Raw genomic sequence first — 23,119 nt, 5'->3', positions numbered from 1 at the left:
CGGGATCGGTCCGAGGGCTAGAGCATCCAGAGGACAACGCCGATGATAACCGCGCCGATCGAGAAAATCGTGGAGAGTATCGCGAAGGTCCGGGTCGGCTGGCATTCCGCGTTATGCGCATTCAGCCGGTTTTGCGCCTTGCCCGCGTTGCGCCAAGCAGACCAGAAGATGAGAAGAGCGGCAACGATGAAGATCATGGAAACCGATTTGGGCAGCCATGTCGGTTCGGCGGCCCCGAACACGGCCTTCAGACCGACCGCGATGGCGATGGAGGCCATGCCGGTCCGCATCCATCCCGCGAAGGTGCGCTCATTCGCGAGAATCGTACGATCTTCGGCCCAGTCGGTCCGGTGTTCGGCCCATTCCGTCTCGGTATCCTGGTCGTCGGTGGCATTATCCTGCATCGTCAGGATGCTAGCGGGTTTCGTTAGGGTGGCCAAGCGATCATCGGCGGGATGGCGGATGTATTGCGTGGCGGGCGACCGTATGGATCTGCTGCTGGAAAGTTAAGACGGAGATTTCGCCCTTGGCAAAGTTCCGTGGGGTGAGAGGCTGGACGACGACCCAAGTGGTAATCGTTGTGGCTGCTACCTTCCGGTCCTGACCAGGTTGGCGAAGCACCTGCCCGTGCCAACCTCTCGAAGGTCAGATAGGATGGACGCGGCGAGGGTGCAAGAGCAGAGCCTCGGATCTGCTGAGATGTCATCGTAGCCGCTTGTGGGTGATTGAATGCGTCTGGACCATCTCCGGTCGAGGGTCCGCGCGGTTCTGGACAGCGCCGGAGCTTTGCCGCAGACCCGGCGCGGACTGGTGCGGGGATGACGACATGAAACATGCCGAAACGGTGACCTTCGGCGGTGGCGGGCTGGACCGGGCCGAGGACCTGCGGCGCCACCCGGAGATGCTGTCCGCCCTGCCTGTCCGCACACTGCCGTTGTGGCGGGGCAAGCCGCTGTTGAATGCATCACGGGACGGGCTGGCATTCATCGGCGGGCCAGCCTTCACGGACCATGGCACGCCGGTCCTGATAGGTCGGATCGACGGGGCGGCGATCTTTGCGCGGGATGTGTCGGCCCTTCGTGTCGAGGACGTGTCCGACATGCTGGGCGGGTTCACCGATACATCCGAGCAGACGCATGTAGACCTGCCGGACGGCACTGCCTTCGCGGAATTGCGGCAGGCGATGACGCGATTGTCGCCGCTGGATGCAGAGATCGCGGCGACGGCGAAGGGCGTGCTGGACTGGCACCGGACGCATGGGTTCTGCGCCAATTGCGGGTCACCGACCGACGCGGGCAAAGCCGGATGGATGCGCGGATGCGCGGGCTGTGGCCGGATGCATTTTCCGCGCACCGACCCGGTTGTCATCATGCTGATAACACGCGGCAATTCAGTGCTTCTGGGGCGATCGCCGGCTTGGCCCGAGGGATTCTTTTCCTGCCTGGCCGGTTTCATGGAGCCGGGGGAAACGCTGGAAGCCGCTGTGCGCCGCGAAGTCTGGGAGGAAACCGGAATTCGCGTCGGCCCGGTGTCGTATCTGTCCAGTCAGCCCTGGCCCTTTCCGGGCAGCCTGATGCTGGGTGCGCATGGCGAGGCGATCAGTGAGCAGATCGAGATCGACCCCGAGGAAATTGCCGAGGCGATCTGGTTGAGCCGCGAGGACATGGCCGAGGTCCTTGCCGGCAATCACGCCCGCATCCTGCCAGCGCGGGAAGGGGCAATCGCACACTTCCTGTTGCAGAACTGGCTGGCCGATACGCTGGATTGATGCGTCCGGCCCGGGATGGCGTTGACCTGTCGGGCCGGACGGCTATGCAGGGCGTCAGCCCGCCCCGGATTGCCGCAAGAGGACCATTCATGAAGTTCGTCGCTGTCGAGGACGTTGCCGCACCGATTGCTCTGGTCTGGTCCCACGTGGCCGATCTGGAGGCTTTCGAGGACCGCGCCCGCGCCCGTATCGGTGCAATCCAGCGCAGGCCGCCGGGTCCGCCCGCGCAGGGCACCGTCTGGTCCGGCAAGGCCGATGTGATGGGCAAGAAGCGCGACGTGACGGTGACCGCTGCAACCATCGAGACATGGTCCAGGCTGACGGCAGAGGCGGCGACGGACGGGATGCAGGTCAATATCGACGTCGATCTGGCCGAACTGGGGCCGCGCCTGACCCGCCTGACCGTCACGACCGAAGCGCGCGCCCGCAGTCTGGCGGCGCGGCTGATGCTGCAATCCGCCAAGTTGGCCCGCAAGACGCTGGCGAAGCGGTACAAGGGGCGGATATCCGATTTTGCCGCACGGATCGAGAAGACAGCCGCGAAGGGCTGATTTCCCCGGTCAGGCTTCGTCAGGTTCACCTCCGAAGTGGTCCCAGAACTCGCCCCGGACGTTATGGTGCGGAAAGGTGTGTGTCCGGCACCGGGACGTCGAGGAATGCACAGAGCGGCTTCCAGCCCTGTGCCACGTCGAACACCAGCAGCCGGTCCGGCGGCACAACCTTCCGCACACGGGCGTTGTTGGCGCGGTAGGCGGCAATTGCCGTTTCGCGGTCGCGATAATCGCCGAGCAGCGGCCCGATCAGGCCATCCCGGAAGCTCACGGTCACATCCATGATCGGATCGGGGAGCGGCAGCGTCTCGGCAAGGCGAAAAACTTTGCCGATCGTCTTGTTGAAGCTGGCCCACCAGGCGTCCTCGGGGCGCTCGGTGTGAATGACCCGCGCGTCGGGAAAGGCTGTCAGCAAGTCCTGCCAGACTGCCGCGCCCGGAAAATCGACCTGCGAGCGGTAGCCCTTGAACACCGCCGACCAGTCGACGGGCCGTCCGGCCATGTGATGCTTCCAGAGGCCGATCTGCGACGGGTCCTCCAGGATTTCGACCATGTGATGTGTCGGTCCGAAGCCCAGGATACCCAGAGCGTCCTTTGTGGTCATGGTTCCGGTTCGGCCAAAGCCGGAACCGACGATTTCGAGTGCCATTCGACGTCCTGTCGCACGCAGGTTTGGTGACGGGTTCCGCAGGTCGGATCGTAGCATGAGTCAGCAAGCTTACCCAGCGTCAATAAGCGATGGTATGCCTAGCCCGCGCCGCCATCGAAATGGTCGGGATCGGCGGGATAGACACCGAGGATATCGAGCGACGAGGTGAAATAGGCCAACTCCTCCAGCGCGCGGGCGACGGCGGGATCGTCGGGATGGCCTTCGATGTCGGAATAGAACTGCGTGGCCGAGAACGATCCGTCCACCATATAGGATTCCAGCTTGGTCATGTTCACGCCGTTGGTCGCGAAACCGCCCATTGCCTTGTAGAGTGCGGCGGGAATGTTGCGGACACGGAACACGAAGGTCGTCTTGATCGGGCCGGAGCCGGGTGCCGGTCGCGTCGGATCGGCGGACATGATCAGGAAGCGCGTGGTATTGCGGTCGTGATCCTCGATATGCCGCGCCAGCAGGTCGAGGCCATAGATCGTGCCCGCCATCTCGGAGGCCAGCGCAGCCACGGATGGATCGCCGGTTTGCGCGACCTGCATCGCCGACCCGGCGGTGTCGGCCCCGACGCGGGGGCGGATGCCGTGACCGGACAGGAAATCGCGACACTGGCCCAGAAGGACGGTGTGCGATTGCGCGATTTTCACCTGATCCAGCGTAGTGCCCGGAACCGCCAGCAGGTTAATATGTACGCGGACGAAGGCCTCCTCGACGATGTGCAGACCGGAATGGGGCAGCAGCGAATGAATGTCGGCCACTCGGCCATAGGTCGAGTTTTCGACGGGCAGCATCGCCAGATCGGCACGTCCTTCGCGGACCGCTTCGATGCAATCCTCGAACGTGGGACAGGGCAGGGGGGTGTAATCGGGGCGCGCCTCGTGACAGGCCTGATGCGAATAGGCACCGAGTTCACCCTGAAATGCGATTGTGGCCATGTGATTTGCGTCCCCCGGATGTGGATGGTGCGTATGGTCGCAGGCTGTATCTCTTGCGCGCGGACCATGAAACCACATAGATGACCGCGACCCGTGCGAAGATGTCCGAACGTAGACATACGACCAAGAAGAAGAGGTGCCATAAATGGACACGATGACGATTACCAAAACCGTTGGTGCAATCTGCGGCGCCCTTCTGGTTCTCCTGCTGGGTGCATGGGCGAGTGAATCCCTGTATCATGTCGGTCCCGGAGAGGGCGACGAAGAGGAAGTCGCACAGGGCTATCGGATCGAAGTCGCGGACGCCGGAGCAGAGGCCGCCGCAGATGCCGCGCCCGAGGTTCCCTTCGAGGAAGTCTACGTCAATGCCTCTGCCACAGACGGCGAGAAACTTTGGCGGCAGTGCGCGTCGTGCCACAAGCTGGAGCAGGGCGCGAACGCGACCGGGCCGTATCTGTATGGCGTGGTCGGTCGCGACAAGGGTTCGGCCGATGGCTATGACTATTCCGAGACGCTGGCGACGATGGAGGGCGCGTGGACGCCCGAGAATCTCTCGAACTTCATTCTCAATCCCAAGGAATACGCGCCGGGCACCAAGATGGCCTATCGCGGCATGACGGATATTCAGGATCGGGCGAATCTGATCGCCTATCTTGCCACCCAGCAGTAGCGGAACAGTCGATCCGGTTGCCAAAGGCCCGTCCGAAGCGGCGGGTCTTTTTCGTGCGAAAAGAACTGCACCATCGCGCGGGTGGATTTCACGCAAGGGTGGCCTGGAGGAAACGAACGACGATTCGCAGCAGGATCGCGCGCAAAGTCACCGGCATGTGTGGTTCGGGGCCTTGAATATCGGCACCCCGCCTCGTTAGCTGTTGCATTGAATAAACCAGGGAGCGTTCATCATGATCAGACGGCTCGCGCTTGTCGCTGTAACTGCCGCCTTGCCCGCGTTCGCGCAGGACGCGACACCCGATCATGGCATTTCGACCTTTCCGGGGGGCGTGTTGAAGTATCAGCCGGGGTTCACCAATCTGGATTACGTGAACCCCGATGCCCCCAAGGGCGGCGAGATCAGCGTCTGGGCCTTCGGGTCGTTCGATTCCATGAACCCCTACACACCCAAGGGCCGCGCCGCCGGACTGTCGTCGGCTGCATACGAGTCGTTGCTGAGCGGCACCTCGGACGAGATCGGGTCCGCCTATTGCCTGATCTGCACCTCGATGGATTATCCGGCGGATCGCAGCGAGGTGACGTTCACCCTGCGCGAGGACGTGACATTCAGCAGCGGCGTGCCCCTGACCGCCGAAGATATCGTATTCAGTTACGAGACGTTTCGCGACAAGGGCCTGCCCAGCTTTCGCGCGGTCCTGTCGACGCAGGTGGAAACCGCCGAGGTGATCGATCCGCAGACCGTTCGCTTCGTCTTCAAGGATGGCGTTCCGACCCGCGATCTTCCGGCCACGGTGGGCGGCCTGCCGATATTCTCCAAGGCCGATTTCGACGCGCGGGGCATCGACTTCGAAGATTCGACGCTGGAGCCGCTGGTCGGGTCGGGGGCGTATATCCTGGACAACATGGATATCGGGCGGTCGATCACCTATCGCCGCCGCGATGACTACTGGGGAGAAGATCATCCGCTGAACGTCGGTCGCAATAATTTCGACCGCATCCGCATCGAGTATTACGCGGATTACGACGCCGCGTTTCAGGGCTTCAAGGGCGGAAACTACACCTTCCGCAACGAAGCGTCGTCGAAGACATGGGCCACGGGATACGATTTCCCGGCCGTGCAGAACGGCACGGTCATCAAGGCTGAATTGCCCGACGGCACCATTTCCACATCGCAGAGCTTCATCTTCAATCTGCGCCGCGAGACGTTTCAGGACCCCCGCGTCCGCGAGGCGATCGGCCTGATGTATAACTTCGAATGGTCCAACGAGACGCTGTTCTACGGCATCTACGACCGCATCACCTCGTTTTGGGAGAACACCGACCTGCGGGCTGAAGGTCCGCCGTCCGAGGAGGAGTTGGCGATCCTGACGCCGCTGGTGGAAAAGGGTCTTCTGGACGCGGCCATCCTGACAGAAGACGCGGTGCTGCCGCCGGTGTCGGGCACGCGACAGCTGGACCGGGGCAACCTGCGCCGGGCGTCGGCCCTTCTGGAGGAGGCGGGCTGGATCGTCGGGGCCGATGGTATCAGGCGCAAGGACGGCAAGACCCTGTCGGTCGAATTCCTGAACGACAGCCAGACCTTTGACCGTGTGATCAATCCGTTCGTGGACAACCTGCTGCGGCTGGGTGTCGACGCCCGGATGACGCGTGTCGACAATGCCCAGATGACGCAGCGCGAGCGCAGCTATGATTTCGATGTCATCACTCATCAGATGCCGATGTCCTATGTTCCCGGTTCGAACCTGCGGCAATATTTCGGCTCGGAGGGGGTGGACGATGTGTTCAATCTCATGGGTCTTCAGGACCCTGGCATCGACGCCCTGATTTCGGTGGTCGAGGCGGCGGCGGATCAGGAGGCGCTGGAGACGGCGATTTCGGCGCTGGATCGCGGGCTGCGGGCGCAGAAGTTCTGGATTCCCCAGTGGTTCAAGCCGGTCCATACCGTCGCCTATTATGATTATCTGCGCTACCCGGAACCCCTGCCGCCCTTTGCGCTGGGCAATCTGGATTTCTGGTGGGCGGATCAGGACGCCTACGACCGGCTCAAAGCTGCCGGGGCATTCTAGACCTTGGGCGCCTATATCCTCCGACGGTTGCTGTTGATGATCCCGACGTTGCTCGGGATCATGATCATCAACTTTGCCCTGATCCAGTTCGTACCGGGCGGCCCGGTCGAACAGGTTCTGGCGCAGTTGCAGGGCGAAGGCGATGCTTTCGCCAATATCGCCGGCGGTGGGGACGGTGCCGGCGCGCAGCAATTCGAGAACGACAGCGGTTATCTGGGTGCGCGGGGCCTGCCGCCCGAATTCATCGCAGAACTGGAGCGCCAGTTCGGTTTCGACAAACCGCCGTTGGAGCGGTTTCTGAACATGATGTGGGACTATCTGCGCTTTGATTTCGGAGAGAGCTATTTCCGTTCGATCTCGGTCGTTGATCTGGTGCTGGAAAAGATGCCCGTGTCGATCACGCTGGGCCTGTGGTCGACGGTTCTGGCCTATCTGATTTCGATCCCGCTGGGCGTCCGCAAGGCGGTTCGCGACGGATCGAACTTCGACACATGGACCAGCGGGGTCGTCATCGTGGCCTATGCCATCCCCGGCTTTTTGTTCGCGATCCTGCTTCTGGTGCTGTTCGCGGGCGGATCGTATTGGAAGATTTTTCCGTTGCGCGGGCTGACGTCGCCCGGCTTCGATGATCTTTCCCTGATAGGAAAGGCACTGGATTATCTGTGGCACATCACCTTGCCGGTTGCCGCGTCGACCATCAGCGCCTTTGCCGGACTGACGCTTTTGACCAAGAACAGCTTTCTTGACGAAATCCGCAAGCAATACGTCGTGACCGCCAAGGCCAAGGGCCTGACCGAGCGCCGTGTGCTCTATGGTCACGTCTTCCGCAATGCGATGCTGATCGTCATCTCGGGCTTTCCTGCGCTGTTCGTGTCGGTGTTCTTTGGCGGTTCGTTGATCATCGAGACGATCTTCTCGCTCGACGGATTGGGACGGCTCGGGTTCGAAGCAGCAGTCAACCGTGATTACCCGGTGATGTTCGGCACGCTGTTCACATTCTCGCTGATCGGGCTGGTGATGGGGCTTATCACCGATCTGACCTATATCTGGGTCGACCCCCGGATCGACTTCGAAAGCCGGGAAGCCTGATGGCCCTGTCACCCCTGAACGCGCGCCGCTGGCGCAATTTCAAGAAGAACCGGCGGGCCGTCTGGTCGCTGTGGATTTTCGCAGTGCTGTTCGGTCTGTCGCTCTTCGCGGAGGTGCTGGCGAACGACAAACCCCTGCTCGTCAGCTATCGCGGCGAATGGCGTTCGCCGCTTATGTCGTTCTATTCCGAGGAGGACTTCGGCGGCTTCTTCAAGACCGAGGCCACCTACCGCGAGATCGAGGTGCAGTGCCTCATCATTGCGGGCGGGACCGAGGACCCGTGCCTCGACGACCCCGAGGGCATCATTGCAGAAGTCCGCGCGTCCGGCACGGTCGAGGGCGCGCCGACCGATGCAGGCTGGCTGCTCTGGCCGCCGATCCCCTACAAGTACAATACCGTGAACGACATCGACGGCGCGGCCCCGTCGGCCCCGGATGCCAAGCACTGGCTGGGCACGGACGATACCGCGCGCGACGTGCTGGCACGGGTGATCTATGGCTTCCGCCTGTCGGTGGCCTTCGCGTTGATCGTGACCTTCCTGACCAGCGTGATCGGCATCGCGGCAGGGGCGATCCAGGGCTTCTTCGGCGGCTGGACCGACCTGATCTTCCAGCGCGTGATCGAGATCTGGGGGTCCACGCCGTCGCTCTATATCATCATCATCGTGGCGGCGATCATCCCGATGGATTTCTGGCTGCTGGTCTTCCTGATGACGCTGTTCGGCTGGACCGCGCTGGTCGGTGTGGTCCGGGCCGAATTCCTGCGCGCGCGCAATTTCGAATATGTCCGCGCCGCCCGCGCGCTGGGCGTCGGCAGCGGCACGATCATGTTCCGGCACGTGTTGCCCAACGCGATGGTCGCCACCGTGACCTTCCTGCCGTTCATCGTGACGGGCACCATCGGCGGCCTCGCCTCGCTCGACTTTCTTGGGTTCGGTCTGCCGTCGTCGTCGCCGTCACTGGGCGAGATGACGTTGCAGGCGAAACAGAACCTGCAGGCACCGTGGCTGGGCTTTACCGCCTTCGTGACCTTCGCCGTGATGCTGTCGCTGCTGGTCTTCATCTTCGAGGGCATTCGCGACGCTTTCGACCCGCGAAAGACCTTTTCATGAGCCTTCTCGACGTCCGCGACTTACGGATCGCCTTCCGGCAGGACGGCATTTCAAGCGAAGCCGTGAAGGGCGTCAGCTTCGTCGTCGACAAGGGCGAGACGGTCGCGCTGGTGGGCGAGTCGGGGTCTGGCAAATCGATCACGGCCCTGTCCACGGTGTCGCTTCTGCCCGACAGCGCGCAGGTCAGCGGGTCGATCACCTACGGTGGCACCCAGATGATCGGCGCGCCCGAGGCTGACCTGCGACGGGTGCGTGGCAACGACATCAGCTTCATCTTCCAGGAACCGATGACCTCGCTGAACCCGCTGCACACCATCGAAAAGCAACTGCGGGAAAGTATCGAACTGCATCAGGGCCTGCGCGGCGATGCGGTGCGGGTCCGCATCCTCGATATGCTGCACAAGGTCGGCATCCACGACGCCGAAAGCCGTTTGTCGGCCTACCCGCACCAGTTGTCGGGCGGGCAGCGGCAGCGGGTGATGATCGCGATGGCGCTGGCCAACGGGCCGGACCTGCTGATTGCGGACGAGCCGACGACGGCGCTGGATGTGACGATTCAGGCGCAGATCCTGGAACTGCTGGCCAATCTGAAACGCGACGAGGGGATGAGCATGCTGTTCATCACCCACGACCTTGGCATCGTGCGCCGCTTCGCAGACCGCGTCTGCGTCATGCAGCACGGCAAGATCGTCGAGACCGGGCCGGTCGCCACGATTTTCGACAATCCGCAGCACCCCTATACGCAGATGTTGCTGGCCGCCGAGTCGACCGGCGTGCCGGACCCCGTGCCCGACGGCGCGTCGGAAATTGCCGCGACGGACGGGCTGAAAATCTGGTTTCCGATCACCAAGGGTCTGCTGAAACGGACGGCGGGCTATGTGAAGGCAGTCAATGATGCCACGCTGTCGGTCCGTGCCGGCGAAACCGTCGGCATCGTGGGCGAGTCGGGGTCGGGCAAGACCACGCTGGCACTGGCGATCATGCGTCTGATCTCGTCCGAGGGACCGATCACCCTTCTGGGCAAGCGCATCGACGGGTTGAAATCCAAGCAGATGAAACCGCTGCGACAGGACATGCAGATCGTGTTCCAGGACCCCTATGGCTCGCTGTCACCCCGGATGACAGTGGCCGAGATCGTGGCCGAAGGCCTGCGCCTGCATGATACCGGCGACGATCGTCCACACCGCGACCAGGTTGCGGAAATCCTGACCGAGACGGGGATCGATCCGGCGTCGATGGATCGTTATCCCCACGAGTTCTCGGGTGGTCAGCGCCAGCGTATCGCCATCGCCCGCGCCATGATCCTGCGACCCAAGCTGGTCGTTCTGGACGAGCCGACGTCGGCGCTGGACCAGACGGTGCAGGTGCAGATTGTCGACCTGCTGCGCGATCTTCAAAGAAGACATGGGCTGGCGTATCTGTTCATCAGCCACGATCTGAAGGTCGTACGCGCGCTGTCGCACAAGGTGATGGTGATGAAGCGCGGCGATGTGGTCGAGGCAGGGGACGCGAAGCAGGTTTTCGATGCCCCCGCCAACCCCTATACCCGCGCGCTGATGGCGGCGGCCTTCGACCTGAAGGCGGATGTCGCGGCGGCGGTCTGACCCCGCTCAGCTGCCCAGAACCACGCTGCAATCCACATCGCGCGCCCGAAGCCGGGTGCAGGCACGCTGGGCTTCCCGCTCGGACAGGCCGATGAAGCCCGGCGCGAAGCCGTTGCGAACCCGGTCCACGCGGCGCAATGCACGGTCCAGCGTGTCCAGCTCCTGCAAGGCGGTGCGCAGCAGAAGTTTGTCGGCGGCGGAGCGGGTGCGTTGCGCGGACAGTTCGATCCCGTAGTTCTGACCGGCGGTGGACGCACGGGTCACGACAACGCGCGGCGCTTCAACGCGCGGCGCTTCGGGGGCAGGTCTGGGCGATGGCTGAGCCACTTGCGTGGAGGCCGAGGCATAGATCATGCTAACCGACGCCGTGCCACGTGGAACCGGGCGCATCGAAAGCGCCGGGGCGGACGGTCCGGCCCGCGATGCAACGCTGTAGACCGGCGGGCTGGGACGACGCTCGGTGACGCGGCTGGGCGCGGAGGCAAAGCCAATGTCCAGCAGCTCGGCAATGCGGGCATTGCGGGTCGCCGTGGAACGGCCACCGAAAACGGTCGCGATGATCCGCACATTGCCACGCTGCGCCGACGACACCAGGTTGAATCCGGCGGCGTTCGTGTATCCGGTCTTGATCCCGTCAGCGCCCTCATAATCATTCAGCAGCCGACGGTTGGTATTGCGCACCTGGGTAATGCCCGCGTCCGTCGTGGTGCGTGAGAACAGATTGTAATATTCGGGATAGTCATAGAAAAGCCGACGTCCCAATGTGGTCATATCGCGCGCCGTGCTCAGGTGACCGGATCGCGTCAGGCCATTCGCGTTGCGAAAAGTGGTGTTCGTCATGCCGAGTGCCAGCGCGGTGCGGTTCATGCGTTCCGAAAAGGCATCTTCGGACCCGGAAATCGCTTCGCCGATGGCGGTTGCGGCATCATTGGCGGATTTCACCGCCGCCGCGCGGATGAGATATCGGAACGCGATCTTTTGCCCGGCACGGAGGCCCAGCTTGGACGGCGGCTCGTTCGCGGCGTTGCGCGAAATGCGGACCTCGGTATCCAGCGTGATCTCGCCGCGGCTGACGGCTTCGAACGCGATATAGAGGGTCATCATCTTGGTCAGCGAGGCGGGGTGCAGCCGGGCGTCGGCGTTGCGGGCCCGGATGACTTCGCCGGTGCGGGCGTCGATTACCATTTCCGCATAGGGCGCGGCCTGACCCGGAAGGGCAAGCATCATGGTCACGACAATCGGCATTATGCCCCAAAGGGCGCTTCGGATCATGTTTATGTTCACTAGACTGCTCAGTCTGCCTTGGGTCCCGATCTTGTCGCCGGTGACCTGTGTGATTTGGTTTATACTAACCTTAATTGAGTAGTAAAATCTACCGCTCAGCGGGGTGCCTTCAAATTGCCCAGATTGCGGCATCATTCGGCGACATCTGGTGGGCTGATCTCGACTTGTCCACAACCGAAGGCGTATATCGTGGCGGAAATATGGCGGGTTCGGCGACCACTCGCTGAAGACTGCCAAAATGCAAAAGCAGGTTTCGATATATGACAGACATATCCAAGACCCGAAAACGGGATGCAGCCGACTGGTTTCATGAATTGCGCGACCGGATCGTCGCCGCCTTCGAGACGGTGGAAGACGCGGATGCACCCCGTCCCTTTGCGGACCTGCCCGCCGGACGGTTCGAGGTGACGCCGACCCGGCGCACGGCGGATGACGGGTCCGATGCGGGCGGCGGATTGATGTCGGTGATGCGCGGCGGGCGCGTTTTCGAGAAGGTCGGCGTAAACTGGTCCGAAGTTCACGGCCATCTGGGCGACCGGGCGCAAAAGGCGATGGCCGCGCGCGGCGTGCCCGGCATGGCCGACGACCCGCGCTTCTGGGCCAGCGGCATTTCTCTGGTGGCGCATATGCGAAACCCGCATGTTCCGGCGGTCCATATGAACACGCGCATGTTCTGGACGCCGCATGCATGGTGGTTCGGCGGCGGCAGCGACCTGAACCCCTGTCTGGAATATCCCGAGGACACGGCGCATTTCCACGCCCGGATGCAGCAGGCCTGCGACGGGCACGAGGCCGAAGGAGAGGCGGGGCGTTATGCCCGGCTGAAAGCCTGGGCCGACGAGTATTTTTATATCCCCCACCGCAAACGGGCGCGGGGCGTCGGCGGGATCTTCTACGACGACCTGAACACAGGCGACTGGGATGCGGATTTCGCCTTCACCAGGTCAGTCGGCGAACAGTTCCTGCCCGCGTTCCTGCCGCTGGTGGAGAAACGGCGCGCTCAGCCCTGGACCGATGCGGACAAGGACGTGCAACTGGTGCATCGCGGTCTCTATGCGGAATATAACCTGGTCTATGACCGGGGCACGAAGTTCGGGCTGGAATCCGGGCATGATGCCGATGCGGTTCTGATGTCGCTGCCGCCCGAGGCCAAGTGGCACTGACGGATCAGCCGTCCGCCATTTCGCCCGCCCGCTCCCAGACACCCGCGAAATCGGTGGCGTAGCCTTCGCCATCCAGCGACAGGCCTCGCGCCACCATCGAGCCCAGTCGCCCCAGTTCATCCCCGCATTTCGCCGCCGCGCCATTGCCGCCGATAAGCGCGGTCACGGTGTCGTCCTGACGCTCGATGCAGGGGAATCCGGTGTCGGTCCAGACCACCGCGCAGGGACCGGTGTGCGTCGCTTCGAACGCAACACCCGGCAGCAAGGCCCGCATCTCGTCCAGAAGGCGTGCGCCGACATGAGCGTCACCGGTGCCGTGATACCAGTTTCGCATCTCGGTGGCGGTGTGAATGCGCGGGCTGTCCACCTGCCCGCCGATCTTGAGGTACAGATGCCCGTCGGGATAACGGACCGGGGGCAGCATATACAGGTCATGATCCCATCCCTGCGGCACCCATATGACCGACGGCATGTCGGCCAGCGCCGCGCCCGTCGCTTCGGACAGGCGGGCGAAGGCGATGGTGCGGGCCCAGACCTTGATACGCGGCTGCCGGGGCAACAAACCATCCGACCCGGCATGGGGTCCGGTGGCGACGACGACCTGCGCGCCGCCGGTCCGCGTGCCGTCGGCGAGTGTGACGATGCCGTCCTGCCGGGCGATGGCGGCCTGGCTCAGGACGGTTGCACCGGCCGCTTGCGCCAGAGCGATCTGCGCGTCGCGCATGGCGCGCGGGTCGATCCAGCCGCCCAGCGTCGTCTCATGGCTGACCAGGGACCCGCAGGGCAGGGCCAACCCCAGCGTTTCCCATGTCTCGCAGGTGCCGATAATCGACGGCGGAGGCGGCAGGGCTTCGGCCACGGCGTGGAACCGGGCGGTGAAATCCCCCATCGGTCCGTCCTGCGGCCCGGCCATGATGGCTCCGGTTTCGTGGAAAATGGTCTGACCTGACCGGGCTTCCAGATCGCGATAACGGTCGATGGACCGGCGCGAGAGCAGCGACCAGTCCGCATCCGCCGCCACGCGCCGGGTGATCCGCGCGGCATCGTAATGGCTGGCGAAAGGCCCCTTGCTGTCGGATTTGACGGGCGGTTCCGGGGGCGCGATCAACGCGACGGACGCGCCGGATTCGGCCAGATACCGGGCGCAGGGCGCACCCATCATGCCGCCACCGATGACGATATAATCGAATCTCTGCATCATATCCGATGCTGGCGCAGGGACCGCCTCCGCGAAAGCTATTTCTCGCGCAGCGTGTCGATCATCAGCGAGACGTTGTCGGGGTCCGCGTCCGGGGTGATGCCGTGGCCCAGGTTGAAGATATGCGGTCCCTGCGACAGCGCATCGCGAATGCGCCGGACCTCCGACACCAGGGCGTCACCCCCCGTGACCATGTGCCGCGACGCAAGATTGCCCTGAACGCAGCCGCCGGTCTGCACGTTTTCGGCGACCCATGCCGCATCGACCGAATTATCGACAGCCACGCAATCGGCCCCTGTCGCGGCATGGAAGCCCACGTATTTGTCTCCTGCCTCGCGCGGGAAGGCGATAACCGGCACACCCGGATGCCTGGCCTTGAGCGCGGCGATGATCGTGCGGGCGGGGGCCAGCGCATAGCGGTCGAAGTCGTCGCCCGACAGCGACCCGGCCCAGCTGTCGAACAGCTTGACCACTTCGGCGCCCGCGTCGATCTGCGCCGACAGGTATTCGATGGTGGCGTCGGTGATAAGATCAATCAGCGCTTCGAACGTCGCACGGTCGGTGTCTTTCAGCGCGTGGGCCGGGGCCTGATCGGGCGTCCCCTGACCCGCAATCATATATGTCGCCACCGTCCACGGCGCACCGGCAAAGCCGATCAGCGTTACCTCGGACGGCAGTTCGCCCGCCAGATTGCGGACCGTCTGATAGATCGGGTGTAACGTCTCGTGGATGGCGGCGACCGGTTTCAGCTTCGCCAGATCAACGGCCCTTGTGACGGTAGACAGGCGCGGGCCTTCGCCGGTGACGAACCACAGGTCCGCGCCCAGCGCCTGCGGCACCAGCAGGATGTCCGCAAACAGGATCGCGGCGTCGAAGCCGAAGCGCCGGATCGGCTGCAGCGTCACTTCGGTCGCCAGATCGGGGTTGTAGCACAGCGACAGGAAATCCCCGGCCTGTGCCCGCGTCGCCTTGTATTCCGGCAGGTACCGTCCGGCCTGTCGCATCATCCAGACGGGCGGCACCGGCAGCGTTTCACCGGCGAGGGATCTGAGGATGGCTTTGGTCATGTTCACTCCGGCGCGGTCTGAGGCGGGTCTGGTCTGGACACGACCTGTCGTGGCGGGCAGGTGGTGTCAACCGAAGCGGGAAGTGTGCCCTATGTCCGATTTGCCAACCTCTGACGCGCCCCTGTCTATCGGCACGCGCGGCTCGCCCCTTGCGCTGGCGCAGGCGCACGAGACGCGCGACCGGCTGGCGGCGGCCTTCGACCTGCCGCAGGCGGCATTCCACATCGAGATCATCAAGACCACCGGCGATCGCGTGCTGGACCGTCCCCTGTCGGAAATCGGCGGCAAGGGCCTATTCACGCGCGAAATCGAGGACGCGCTTCTGGACGGCTCAATCGACATCGCGGTTCATTCGATGAAGGACATGCCGACGCTGCAACCGGACGGTCTGACAATCGACACCTATCTGCCGCGCGAAGACGTGCGCGATGCTTTCGTCACCCTGACCGGTGTGGCGCTGGCCGATATGCCGCAGGGCGCGGTCGTCGGATCGTCCAGCCTGCGCCGTCGTGCCCAGATCGCGGTGCGGCGGCCCGACGTGAAACTGGTCGAGTTTCGCGGCAACGTGCAGACCCGCATGGCCAAGCTGCGCGACGGCGTGGCGGATGCCACGTTTCTTGCGATGGCGGGGCTGAACCGGCTGGGTCTGACGGACGTGCCGCGCCATGCGACCGATCCCGCCGATATGCTGCCCGCCGTGGCGCAGGGTGCAATCGGGATCGAACGTCGCGCCGACGACACTCGCATGGCCGAACTGCTGTCGGCGATCCACGACAGGGACACCGGCCTGCGGCTGGCTTGCGAACGTGCCTTCCTTTTGACGCTGGACGGCAGCTGCGAAACACCGATCGCCGGGCTGGCCGAGCTGGACGGCGACAGGCTGCGATTCCGGGGCGAGATTCTGCGCCCCGACGGGTCGGACGTGCTGACGGTTGCGGGCGATTGTCCGGCGATGGAGGGCGCGGCGCTGGGATATGCCATGGCCGAAAACCTTCTGGCCCGTGCGCCCGCCGGGTTCTTCGACTGGCGCGCCTGACCGTCCTTGTTATCTCAGTCCTGGGCCCAGGGGCCGTGCTGATCCGTCGCGCCATTCACATGAACGAACCCGTGCAGTCCAAAGAAATCGCGCTGACCCTGAATCATGTTCGCGGTGCCGCGTGCCGTGCGCATCATATCGAAATACGCCAGCCCTGATGACAGCGCGGGCGTTGCATGCCCGTTCAGCGCGGCCCCGGCCACAACGTGCCGCAGCGCGCCGTGATGGGTCTTCATCAGATCCGCGAAATACGGTGTGCGCATCAGGTTATCGCCCGCATGGTCGGCCAGGGCGGCGGCCATATCGTCCAGCATCGTGGAGCGGATGATGCAGCCTTCCCGCCAGATACGCGCCACCTGAGGCAGGTCGATGTCCCAGCCATACACATCTCCGGTAGCTGCGATCATGACGAAGCCCTGCGCATAGGCCAAGATCTTGCCCGCGATCAGCGCGCCTTCAAGTGTCTTGAGATCCAGATCGTCGAAGCGCTGCGGGGCGGCCCCGAAGATATCCTGCCCCGAGGCCCGCTCCTGGAGCCGCGAGGATATGTTTCGCGCGTCGACGGCGGCGGAGATGGCGGGGATCGGCGTCAGCAGGTGCAGCGCCTCGATCGCGGTCCAGCGACCGGTGCCCTTCTGCCCGGCTGCATCCACGATGACCGAAAGCAGCGGCTTGCCGGTTGCGACGTCCCTGGCGCGCGCGACCTTGCCGGAGATCTCGATCAGATAGCTTTCGAGCGGACCGGTGTTCCAATCTTCGAAGACCTTGCCGATCTCGTCCTCGGACAGGCCGTGGCCATCGCGCAGGATGCCATAGATCTCGGCGATCATCTGCATGTCGGCGTATTCGATGCCGTTGTGGACCATCTTGACGAAGTGACCCGCGCCCGCAGGTCCCATCAGCGCGGCGCAGGGCTCGCCCTTATACTTGGCCGAAATCGCCAGCATGATATCCTCGACCCGCGCCCAGACCTCCGGCGCGCCGCCACCCATGATCGAAGGGCCGTGTCGCGCACCTTCTTCTCCGCCCGAGACGCCGACACCCAGATAGGGATGGTCCGACGCCGCGACCCGGCGATTGGTGTCATGGAAGTTCGCGTTACCGGCATCGATGATAAGATCGTCGTCGTCCAGCAGCGGTCGAAGCGCTTCGATCTGGTCGTCGACCGGATCGCCCGCCGGCACCATAAGGATGATCGCGCGGGGTTTCGCGAGGGCGGCGACAAATTCTTCCAGCGTTTCGGTCGGAGTGATCCTTGGGGCCAGATCGCCCGCGCCCGCGGCAAAGTCGCGCGTCACCTGCGTGGTGCGGTTGAAGACCGCGATGTCGAAACCTTTTTCGGCAATGTTCAGCGCCAGGGCTGTGCCCATGGTGCCAAGGCCAATCAGGCCGATCCGTGCATCTGCGGGCATCGCGGCGTCCTTCTGTTACCGATACCGCCGGTCCTAGACCGCCGGGTCGCGCATGAAAAGACCAGGCTTTGTCGGAAACGGCAGACGTGCATGGATGTCAGCGGCGCGCATGATCGTGGCAGATCGTTTCGAACAGGGCCAGCCAGTCGTTCGCCGCCTGCAACGTCACGTCGCCCGCCGCACCGTACCCCGGCGTCTCCTCCAGAATGGCGCACAGCGTCCGCCATTCCGTCGCGTCGCGGGGTGCCGTCAGATACGATTGTCCCGATCCGCCCTCGGGCAGCGCGCGCGCCATCATCCGCAGCGCCACCCGCTGGGAATGCCAGACATAGCCCCGCGCCAGGGCGTCGTCGGTCCGAGGACGCGGCCAGGTCTTGGGCGGCGCGTCGTGACCGAGGTCGTCCAAGTCTTCAGCCAGCAACGCCAGCGCCGCATCCAGTGCCGGGGCCAGCGCGTCATCGCAGGTCCGCAAAGCGGAAAGCGCATCTGACTGAGCCGCCAGAAACCGCCGCAACCCGTCCGGATCCTTCAGGGAAAAGCGGCGCTGCGCCCGGTCCAGCGCGTCCTGTGCAGCGCGGGTGCCGGTGCGCAGTCGATCGCGGAGAAACGGTTCGGTCAATGTCATGACAAAGTGATCGCCCGCCCGGTCGACCGTTGCAAGTCGTTGGTTCGCCTGACCGATGACTTTGCACGCGCGTGCAATTCCGTCAGGCGCGCAATCGGACGCAGACTTCAGGTTGGGAACGAAGGACTGGTGGCGGTGCAGGGACTTGAACCCCGGACACGCGGATTATGATTCCGCTGCTCTAACCAACTGAGCTACACCGCCTCTGGCGCGCCGAATACGACCCCGCGCCAGAAGCGTCAAGACCGCCACCACGCCTTTTCATCGCAGGCGACCCGTGGCAGCACTCACCTTTGGAGGAGCCGCCATGACAGACCACCGCGCCGCGCTGAACGACCTGCGCGCACTTCTGGGCGACGCACACGTCCTGACCGGCGAGGCGACCGCACGTTTTGCGAAGGACTGGACCGGCAAATGGCGCGCCGATCCGCTTGCCGTGGCGCGCCCGGCTTCCACCGATCAGGTATCGCAGACGGTGCGCATCGCCGCCCGGCACGGTCTGGCTGTCGTGCCCGTCGGCGGCAACACCGGGCTGGTCGGCGGCACGGCAAATACCGGCGCACTGATGATCTCGCTCGAACGGATGACGGCAATCCGCGATCTGCGGCCCGATGCAGGGGTCGCCGTGGTCGAGGCAGGCGTCGTCCTGTCCGACATCCACGATGCCGCCGACGCCCACGACCTGATCTTTCCGCTGACCTTCGGGGCACGGGGATCGGCCCGCGTCGGCGGCTTCCTGTCGACCAACGCGGGCGGGTCCAACGTCGTGCGATACGGGTCGACGCGCGGGCTGGTGCTGGGGTTGGAGGTTGTGCTGGCCGACGGCCGGGTGCTTGATCTGATGAGCGAGCTGCGCAAGGACAACTCCGGTCTCGACCTGCGCGACCTGTTCATCGGGGCCGAAGGCGTGCTGGGCATCATCACCGGCGCCGTCCTGCGCCTGTTGCCGAAACCCCGCCACCATGCGACCGCCCTGGCCGCCGTGCGCGACCTGCCATCGGCACTGACGCTTCTGCGGCGGCTTCAGGCGGCCAGCGACGGCGCGGTCGAGGCGTTTGAATACATGCCGCGCAGCTACATGACCGCACTGGCGACCCATCGCCCCGATCTGCGTCAGCCCTTCGCGATTCAGGATCATGCCGTGATGATCGACATGGGCGGGCTGTCCCGGCCCCTGGGGGACGTGATGGAGGAGGTGCTGGCCGAGGCGGTCGAAACGGGCGAAGTTCTCGATGCGATGATCACCCAGAACGAGGCGCAGCGGCGGCACATCTGGGACATGCGCGAAGTCGCCGCCGAGATCACCTTCACCCGGCTGCCCATCGTCGACAACGATGTCGCCCTGCCGCTGGATGGCGTCGCTGACTTTATCGAGCGGATGCACGCCGGGCTGGCCAGAATCGACCCGCAGGCAGACGACCTGATTGTCGCCCATCTGGGCGACGGCAACGTGCATCTGACGGTCTATCCGACGCGCGACGACGCGGCGCATCTGGATGCGATCCGCGAAATGATCGAAGGCGTGGTGGTCGATCTTGGCGGCTCGATCAGCGCCGAACACGGCATCGGCCTGTCCAAGCTGGCGACGATGACGCGGCGCAAGGACCCGGTGGCGCTGGACGTGATGCGCGCAATCAAGGCGGCGCTGGACCCCGACAACCGCATGAATCCCGGCAAGGTGATGCCGGACCCCTGATCGGGCGATCCCGCCGCCGGGGTGCAGCTATCCCCGGTTCGTCAGCTGTATCAGCGCCAGCCCCCCGGTCATCGCCATCAGCCCGACGACCCGGACCGCCGTCAACGGCACGATCCGCGCTCCGAACAGGCCGAAGTGGTCGATCGCCGCCGCCGAGATCATCTGCCCCAGCAACACGAAAAACACCGCGTTGCCGACACCGAACACCGGGGCGATCCAGGTAATCGACAGGACGTAGAATGCGACCAGCACACCCGCCAGGAACAGATGCGGCGGTTGCACGGCGACACGGGCCAGGGCACCCGGCCCGGTCAGAACCATCGCCACCCCCGAACAGATCAGCGCCACGGTGAACAGCACGAAGGCCGCCGCTGCGGGTCCACCGATATTCGCGCCCAGGCGGGCGTTCAGCGCCGCGAGAACCGGGATGCCGATGCCTGCGGCAAGCATGATGGCGGCATAATGGGTCATGTCATATCCACCTGTGTCAGCCAGTTGCGCAGGGCCGACGTCGTGGCGTCCGGCTGCTCCAGCGTCGGCAGATGGCCTGCGTTTTCGATCACGGTCAACGTCGATCCGGGGATCAGGTCCTGCATCAACGCATGTCGGTGCAGCGGACAGAGCGCATCCTCCCGTCCGCAGAGGACCAACGTGGGGGCCGTGACGCCACGCAGCGTATCCTGGTGGTCGGGTCGGGTTTGCAGGGCGCGGGACTGCCGGATGAAGACCTCCGCCCCCAGCCTTTCGGCCATATCCATGCACAGATCGAGGATCGCATCGCGGCCCGGACCGTCGGCCAGGTAGTTCGGCTTCATCTCGTCGCGCATCACTGCGCGCAGGTGGCCGGCGCGGACACGCTGGATTTGTGGCTCTCGCCGGGCGGCGAACTCCGGCGTCTCGGCCATCGGGTTTGTGTCCATCAGGCACAGACCGGCGATCCGTCCGGGCGCGCGGGCCAGAACCTCCATCGCGACGATGCCGCCCATGCTCAGCCCCGCCAGGGCAAACCGGGGCGGGGCGTCGGCCAGAACGGCGTCGGCCAGCTCCTCGGTCGTGTCGGCCGCGATGATCGGCAGAACCTCGACGTGCCGGTCGGCAAGCGCGTCGGTCTGGGGACAAAACAGGCGTGCGTCGCACATCATGCCGGGCAGCAGAATTAAAGGTAAGCGACGACTCACGATGCTCTCGGCACGCGATTTTCGCCTGATCCGCCAAATCCGCTCCGGATGCTCCATCCCATTTCGCCAGACAACACGCGCTTTGAGCGGGCGGCAACCCATGTTAAAAATCCGGCATCGTTTCGGTTTGGGAGAATCGGATGACGGATTTTTTCTTGCTGGCAACGGCAGTTTTCGCGGCTGTGGTCCTTGTGCGCGTCCTGACCCAGCACTGGTCCCGCACCTCCGACGAGACCGAGGAAGTCGACATCGGGCGATAGTTTCGTCCGTCGTATCGGCAAAATTCCGCGCAATTCTCAGCGCAGGTGCCGTTCGCCCCGGTCGCGGGCCAGTGCAATCTGTTTCATGCGTTCGCGAAACCGCGCCCGGTCGCTCGCGTCAAACTGGTCGACGCAGTGATGGCACTGCACGCCCGCTTCATATTCCGGACGTTCGGTATCGCATGGCTCCAGCGGTCGGCGACAGGCATGGCACAGCACATGACCGCCCGGTTCCAGCCCGTGCCCGACACTGACGCGGTCGTCGAACACGAAGCATGCCCCCTGCCACAGGCTGTCCGCCGCGGGCACTTCCTCCAGGTACTTCAGGATGCCGCCCTGCAAGTGCACCACATCCTCCACCCCTTGTCCGCGAAGGTAAGCCGTGGATTTCTCGCAGCGGATGCCGCCCGTGCAGAACATCGCCACGCGCTTGCCCCTCAGCCGGTCGGCGTTCGCCGCCCACCACGCAGGGAAATCGCCGAAGGCCTCGGTCTGCGGGTCCACGGCCCCTTCGAAACTTCCGATGGCGACCTCATAGGCGTTGCGCGTGTCGATCACGACCGTCTGCGGATCGCGCACCACCGCATTCCAGTCGCCCGGTGCCACGTATCGCCCGACCCCCGCCAGCGGGTCGACGTCCGGCTGGCCCATCGTCACGATTTCCCGCTTCACCCGCACCCGCATCCGACCGAACGGCGCGACCTCCGCCTGCGCGTATTTCGGCTCCAGATCGGCGCAGCCGGGCAGGGCGCGCAAATGCGCCAGCACGGCGGCGATGCCGTCCGACGGGCCCGCGATGGTGCCGTTGATGCCCTCGGGCGCCAGCAACAGCGTTCCGGTCACGCCGTTCGCCAGGCACAGGTCCAGCAACGGCCCGCGCAGCGCGTGCGGGTCGGGCAGGGGCGTGAACCGATAAAGGGCGGCGACCGTGAACATCATCCCGCGCCATAAGCCGTTGCCCCCGGTGCCTCAAGCATTAGGGTCGCCTCGAACATCAGGAGTGCCGCCATGACCGCCGCCGCCAAGACCGACACACGCGCCCTTATCGTCATCGACGTGCAGACCGGCTTCTGCCCCGGCGGCAATCTCGCCGTGCCCGGCGGCGACGAAATCGTGCCGGGCATCAACGCGCTGATGGTGGATTTCGACCATGTGATCCTGACGCAGGACTGGCATCCGGCGGGCCATTCGTCCTTTGCGTCCTCGCATCCCGGCCGTGCGCCCTATGACGTGATCGACATGCCCTACGGCGCTCAGGTCCTCTGGCCCGATCATTGCATCCAGGGCACGCGGGACGCCGCGTTCTACCCCGACCTGCACACCGACCGCGCCCGTGCCGTCATCCGCAAGGGCTTCAACCCCGCCGTCGACAGCTATTCCGCGTTTTTCGAGAACGATCATGAAACTCCGACCGGGCTGGAAGGTCTGCTGCGCGCGCTGAATATCAGCGACCTGACACTTGTCGGGCTGGCGACCGATTTCTGCGTCAACTTCTCGGCGCTGGACGCCGCGCAGCTGGGGTTTGATGTGGCCGTGCGCGAGGATCTGAGTCGCGCTATCGACCTCGACGGCTCGCTGGCGGCGGCGCGAACGGCGATGAAAAAGGCGGGTGTGGCACTGGTCGACTAGTCTGCGAGCAGTCGCCAAATCGCTTGCTTTCCGGCCTCGATCTGCAAATTAATGTCGTATTCAGGCAAGTCATGTCGCAATTGCTGCCCGGTTGTGGCAGGACCGAACGTATTGTT

The 23,119-nt window shown here is 64.3% G+C and carries 22 protein-coding genes, 1 tRNA gene and 1 other RNA gene; 11 read left to right on the top strand and 13 right to left on the bottom strand.

The features are described from left to right. Positions 1-17: 17 nt before the first annotated feature. Positions 18-440 carry a YidH family protein gene (locus tag BMY38_RS00285; protein ID WP_342707719.1) on the bottom strand — a complete coding sequence of 141 codons (423 nt, stop codon included), beginning with the start codon at positions 438-440 and terminating at the stop codon, positions 18-20. 103 nt (positions 441-543) lie between these two features. Next, an RNA gene (gene ffs / locus BMY38_RS00280) (signal recognition particle sRNA small type) lies at positions 544-640 on the bottom strand. 186 nt (positions 641-826) lie between these two features. On the opposite strand from ffs, the gene nudC reads away from it, so the two are divergent. Together nudC and BMY38_RS00270 are read left to right on the top strand one after the other, a co-directional pair. After that, entirely contained in the window at positions 827-1,768 is a 942-nt protein-coding gene (nudC, locus tag BMY38_RS00275) for an NAD(+) diphosphatase (RefSeq protein ID WP_092758682.1), read from the top strand. Positions 1,769-1,857: 89 nt separating this feature from the next. After that, complete coding sequence (locus BMY38_RS00270) at positions 1,858-2,319, top strand: SRPBCC family protein (protein WP_092758680.1); 462 nt, start codon at positions 1,858-1,860, stop codon at positions 2,317-2,319. Positions 2,320-2,380: 61 nt separating this feature from the next. Here the strand turns inward: BMY38_RS00270 and BMY38_RS00265 are convergent, their stop codons facing one another. Beyond that, the gene (locus BMY38_RS00265; RefSeq protein WP_245737454.1) at positions 2,381-2,968 is read right to left on the bottom strand and encodes a sulfotransferase family protein; all 588 of its coding nucleotides are present in this window, start codon (positions 2,966-2,968) and stop codon (positions 2,381-2,383) included. Positions 2,969-3,066: 98 nt separating this feature from the next. Further along, a complete protein-coding gene (locus BMY38_RS00260; RefSeq protein ID WP_092758678.1) occupies positions 3,067-3,912 on the bottom strand; it encodes a prephenate dehydratase in 846 nt (281 codons plus the stop codon). Between the two features lie 145 nt (positions 3,913-4,057). On the opposite strand from BMY38_RS00260, the gene BMY38_RS00255 reads away from it, so the two are divergent. The 5 genes from BMY38_RS00255 (at position 4,058) to BMY38_RS18275 (ending at position 10,455) form a co-directional block, all read left to right on the top strand. Then, positions 4,058-4,582, top strand: coding sequence for a c-type cytochrome (locus BMY38_RS00255; protein WP_092758676.1), 525 nt, complete (start codon positions 4,058-4,060; stop codon positions 4,580-4,582). Between the two features lie 232 nt (positions 4,583-4,814). Beyond that, positions 4,815-6,650 (top strand): extracellular solute-binding protein, encoded by a 1,836-nt coding sequence (locus BMY38_RS00250; protein WP_092758674.1) that lies wholly within the window; start codon positions 4,815-4,817, stop codon positions 6,648-6,650. A gap of 3 nt (positions 6,651-6,653) precedes the next feature. Beyond that, on the top strand, positions 6,654-7,739 hold the full coding sequence (locus tag BMY38_RS00245; protein ID WP_092758672.1) for a microcin C ABC transporter permease YejB: 1,086 nt from the start codon (positions 6,654-6,656) through the stop codon (positions 7,737-7,739). Beyond that, positions 7,739-8,851, top strand: coding sequence for an ABC transporter permease (locus BMY38_RS18280; RefSeq protein ID WP_092758670.1), 1,113 nt, complete (start codon positions 7,739-7,741; stop codon positions 8,849-8,851). Before BMY38_RS00245 ends, BMY38_RS18280 begins: the two co-directional genes overlap by 1 nt. Then, the gene (locus tag BMY38_RS18275; RefSeq protein ID WP_092758668.1) at positions 8,848-10,455 is read left to right on the top strand and encodes an ABC transporter ATP-binding protein; all 1,608 of its coding nucleotides are present in this window, start codon (positions 8,848-8,850) and stop codon (positions 10,453-10,455) included. Before BMY38_RS18280 ends, BMY38_RS18275 begins: the two co-directional genes overlap by 4 nt. A 6-nt stretch (positions 10,456-10,461) precedes the next feature. On the opposite strand, the gene BMY38_RS00230 is transcribed toward BMY38_RS18275, so the two are convergent. Then, a complete protein-coding gene (locus BMY38_RS00230; RefSeq protein ID WP_425431611.1) occupies positions 10,462-11,727 on the bottom strand; it encodes a serine hydrolase in 1,266 nt (421 codons plus the stop codon). A gap of 272 nt (positions 11,728-11,999) precedes the next feature. Between BMY38_RS00230 and hemF the strand changes: the two genes are divergently transcribed. Further along, positions 12,000-12,902: an oxygen-dependent coproporphyrinogen oxidase gene (hemF, locus tag BMY38_RS00225; RefSeq protein WP_092758666.1), complete on the top strand. Its 903-nt coding sequence runs from the start codon at positions 12,000-12,002 to the stop codon at positions 12,900-12,902. 4 nt (positions 12,903-12,906) lie between these two features. Here hemF and BMY38_RS00220 read toward each other — a convergent pair whose 3' ends face one another. Both BMY38_RS00220 and hemE read right to left on the bottom strand, forming a co-directional pair. Further along, entirely contained in the window at positions 12,907-14,100 is a 1,194-nt protein-coding gene (locus tag BMY38_RS00220; protein ID WP_175495723.1) for an NAD(P)/FAD-dependent oxidoreductase, read from the bottom strand. A 38-nt stretch (positions 14,101-14,138) separates the two neighbouring features. Next, positions 14,139-15,167 carry a uroporphyrinogen decarboxylase gene (gene hemE / locus BMY38_RS00215; RefSeq protein ID WP_092758662.1) on the bottom strand — a complete coding sequence of 343 codons (1,029 nt, stop codon included), beginning with the start codon at positions 15,165-15,167 and terminating at the stop codon, positions 14,139-14,141. A gap of 91 nt (positions 15,168-15,258) precedes the next feature. Between hemE and hemC the strand changes: the two genes are divergently transcribed. Continuing rightward, positions 15,259-16,203, top strand: a complete 945-nt coding sequence (gene hemC / locus BMY38_RS00210) for a hydroxymethylbilane synthase (protein WP_092758660.1) — start codon at positions 15,259-15,261, stop codon at positions 16,201-16,203. 14 nt (positions 16,204-16,217) lie between these two features. On the opposite strand, the gene gndA is transcribed toward hemC, so the two are convergent. The 3 genes from gndA to BMY38_RS00195 form a co-directional block, all read right to left on the bottom strand. Further along, entirely contained in the window at positions 16,218-17,615 is a 1,398-nt protein-coding gene (gndA, locus tag BMY38_RS00205) for an NADP-dependent phosphogluconate dehydrogenase (RefSeq protein WP_092758658.1), read from the bottom strand. Between the two features lie 97 nt (positions 17,616-17,712). After that, the gene (locus BMY38_RS00200) at positions 17,713-18,240 is read right to left on the bottom strand and encodes a heme oxygenase-like domain-containing protein (RefSeq protein ID WP_092758656.1); all 528 of its coding nucleotides are present in this window, start codon (positions 18,238-18,240) and stop codon (positions 17,713-17,715) included. Between the two features lie 127 nt (positions 18,241-18,367). Further along, positions 18,368-18,444, bottom strand: a tRNA-Met gene (locus tag BMY38_RS00195). Positions 18,445-18,547: 103 nt separating this feature from the next. Here BMY38_RS00195 and BMY38_RS00190 point away from each other — a divergent pair. Next, positions 18,548-19,936, top strand: coding sequence for an FAD-binding oxidoreductase (locus tag BMY38_RS00190; RefSeq protein WP_092758654.1), 1,389 nt, complete (start codon positions 18,548-18,550; stop codon positions 19,934-19,936). Between the two features lie 27 nt (positions 19,937-19,963). On the opposite strand, the gene BMY38_RS00185 is transcribed toward BMY38_RS00190, so the two are convergent. From BMY38_RS00185 to trhO, 3 genes are all read right to left on the bottom strand, one after another. Continuing rightward, on the bottom strand, positions 19,964-20,407 hold the full coding sequence (locus BMY38_RS00185) for a DMT family transporter (protein ID WP_092758652.1): 444 nt from the start codon (positions 20,405-20,407) through the stop codon (positions 19,964-19,966). Next, on the bottom strand, positions 20,404-21,075 hold the full coding sequence (locus BMY38_RS00180; protein WP_092761014.1) for an alpha/beta fold hydrolase: 672 nt from the start codon (positions 21,073-21,075) through the stop codon (positions 20,404-20,406). The genes BMY38_RS00185 and BMY38_RS00180 overlap by 4 nt, the downstream gene beginning before the upstream one ends. A gap of 335 nt (positions 21,076-21,410) precedes the next feature. Continuing rightward, positions 21,411-22,310, bottom strand: a complete 900-nt coding sequence (gene trhO, locus BMY38_RS00175; RefSeq protein ID WP_092761012.1) for an oxygen-dependent tRNA uridine(34) hydroxylase TrhO — start codon at positions 22,308-22,310, stop codon at positions 21,411-21,413. A 72-nt stretch (positions 22,311-22,382) separates the two neighbouring features. Between trhO and pncA the strand changes: the two genes are divergently transcribed. Next, a complete protein-coding gene (pncA, locus tag BMY38_RS00170; RefSeq protein WP_092758650.1) occupies positions 22,383-23,003 on the top strand; it encodes a bifunctional nicotinamidase/pyrazinamidase in 621 nt (206 codons plus the stop codon). The last annotated feature ends 116 nt before the right edge of the window (positions 23,004-23,119 follow it).

The organism is Jannaschia helgolandensis (assembly GCF_900109285.1).
In the GTDB taxonomy this organism is placed as follows: domain Bacteria; phylum Pseudomonadota; class Alphaproteobacteria; order Rhodobacterales; family Rhodobacteraceae; genus Jannaschia; species Jannaschia helgolandensis.
The sequence above is the reverse complement of the archived record's forward strand: the minus strand, read 5'-3'. Positions and strand labels throughout refer to the sequence as shown.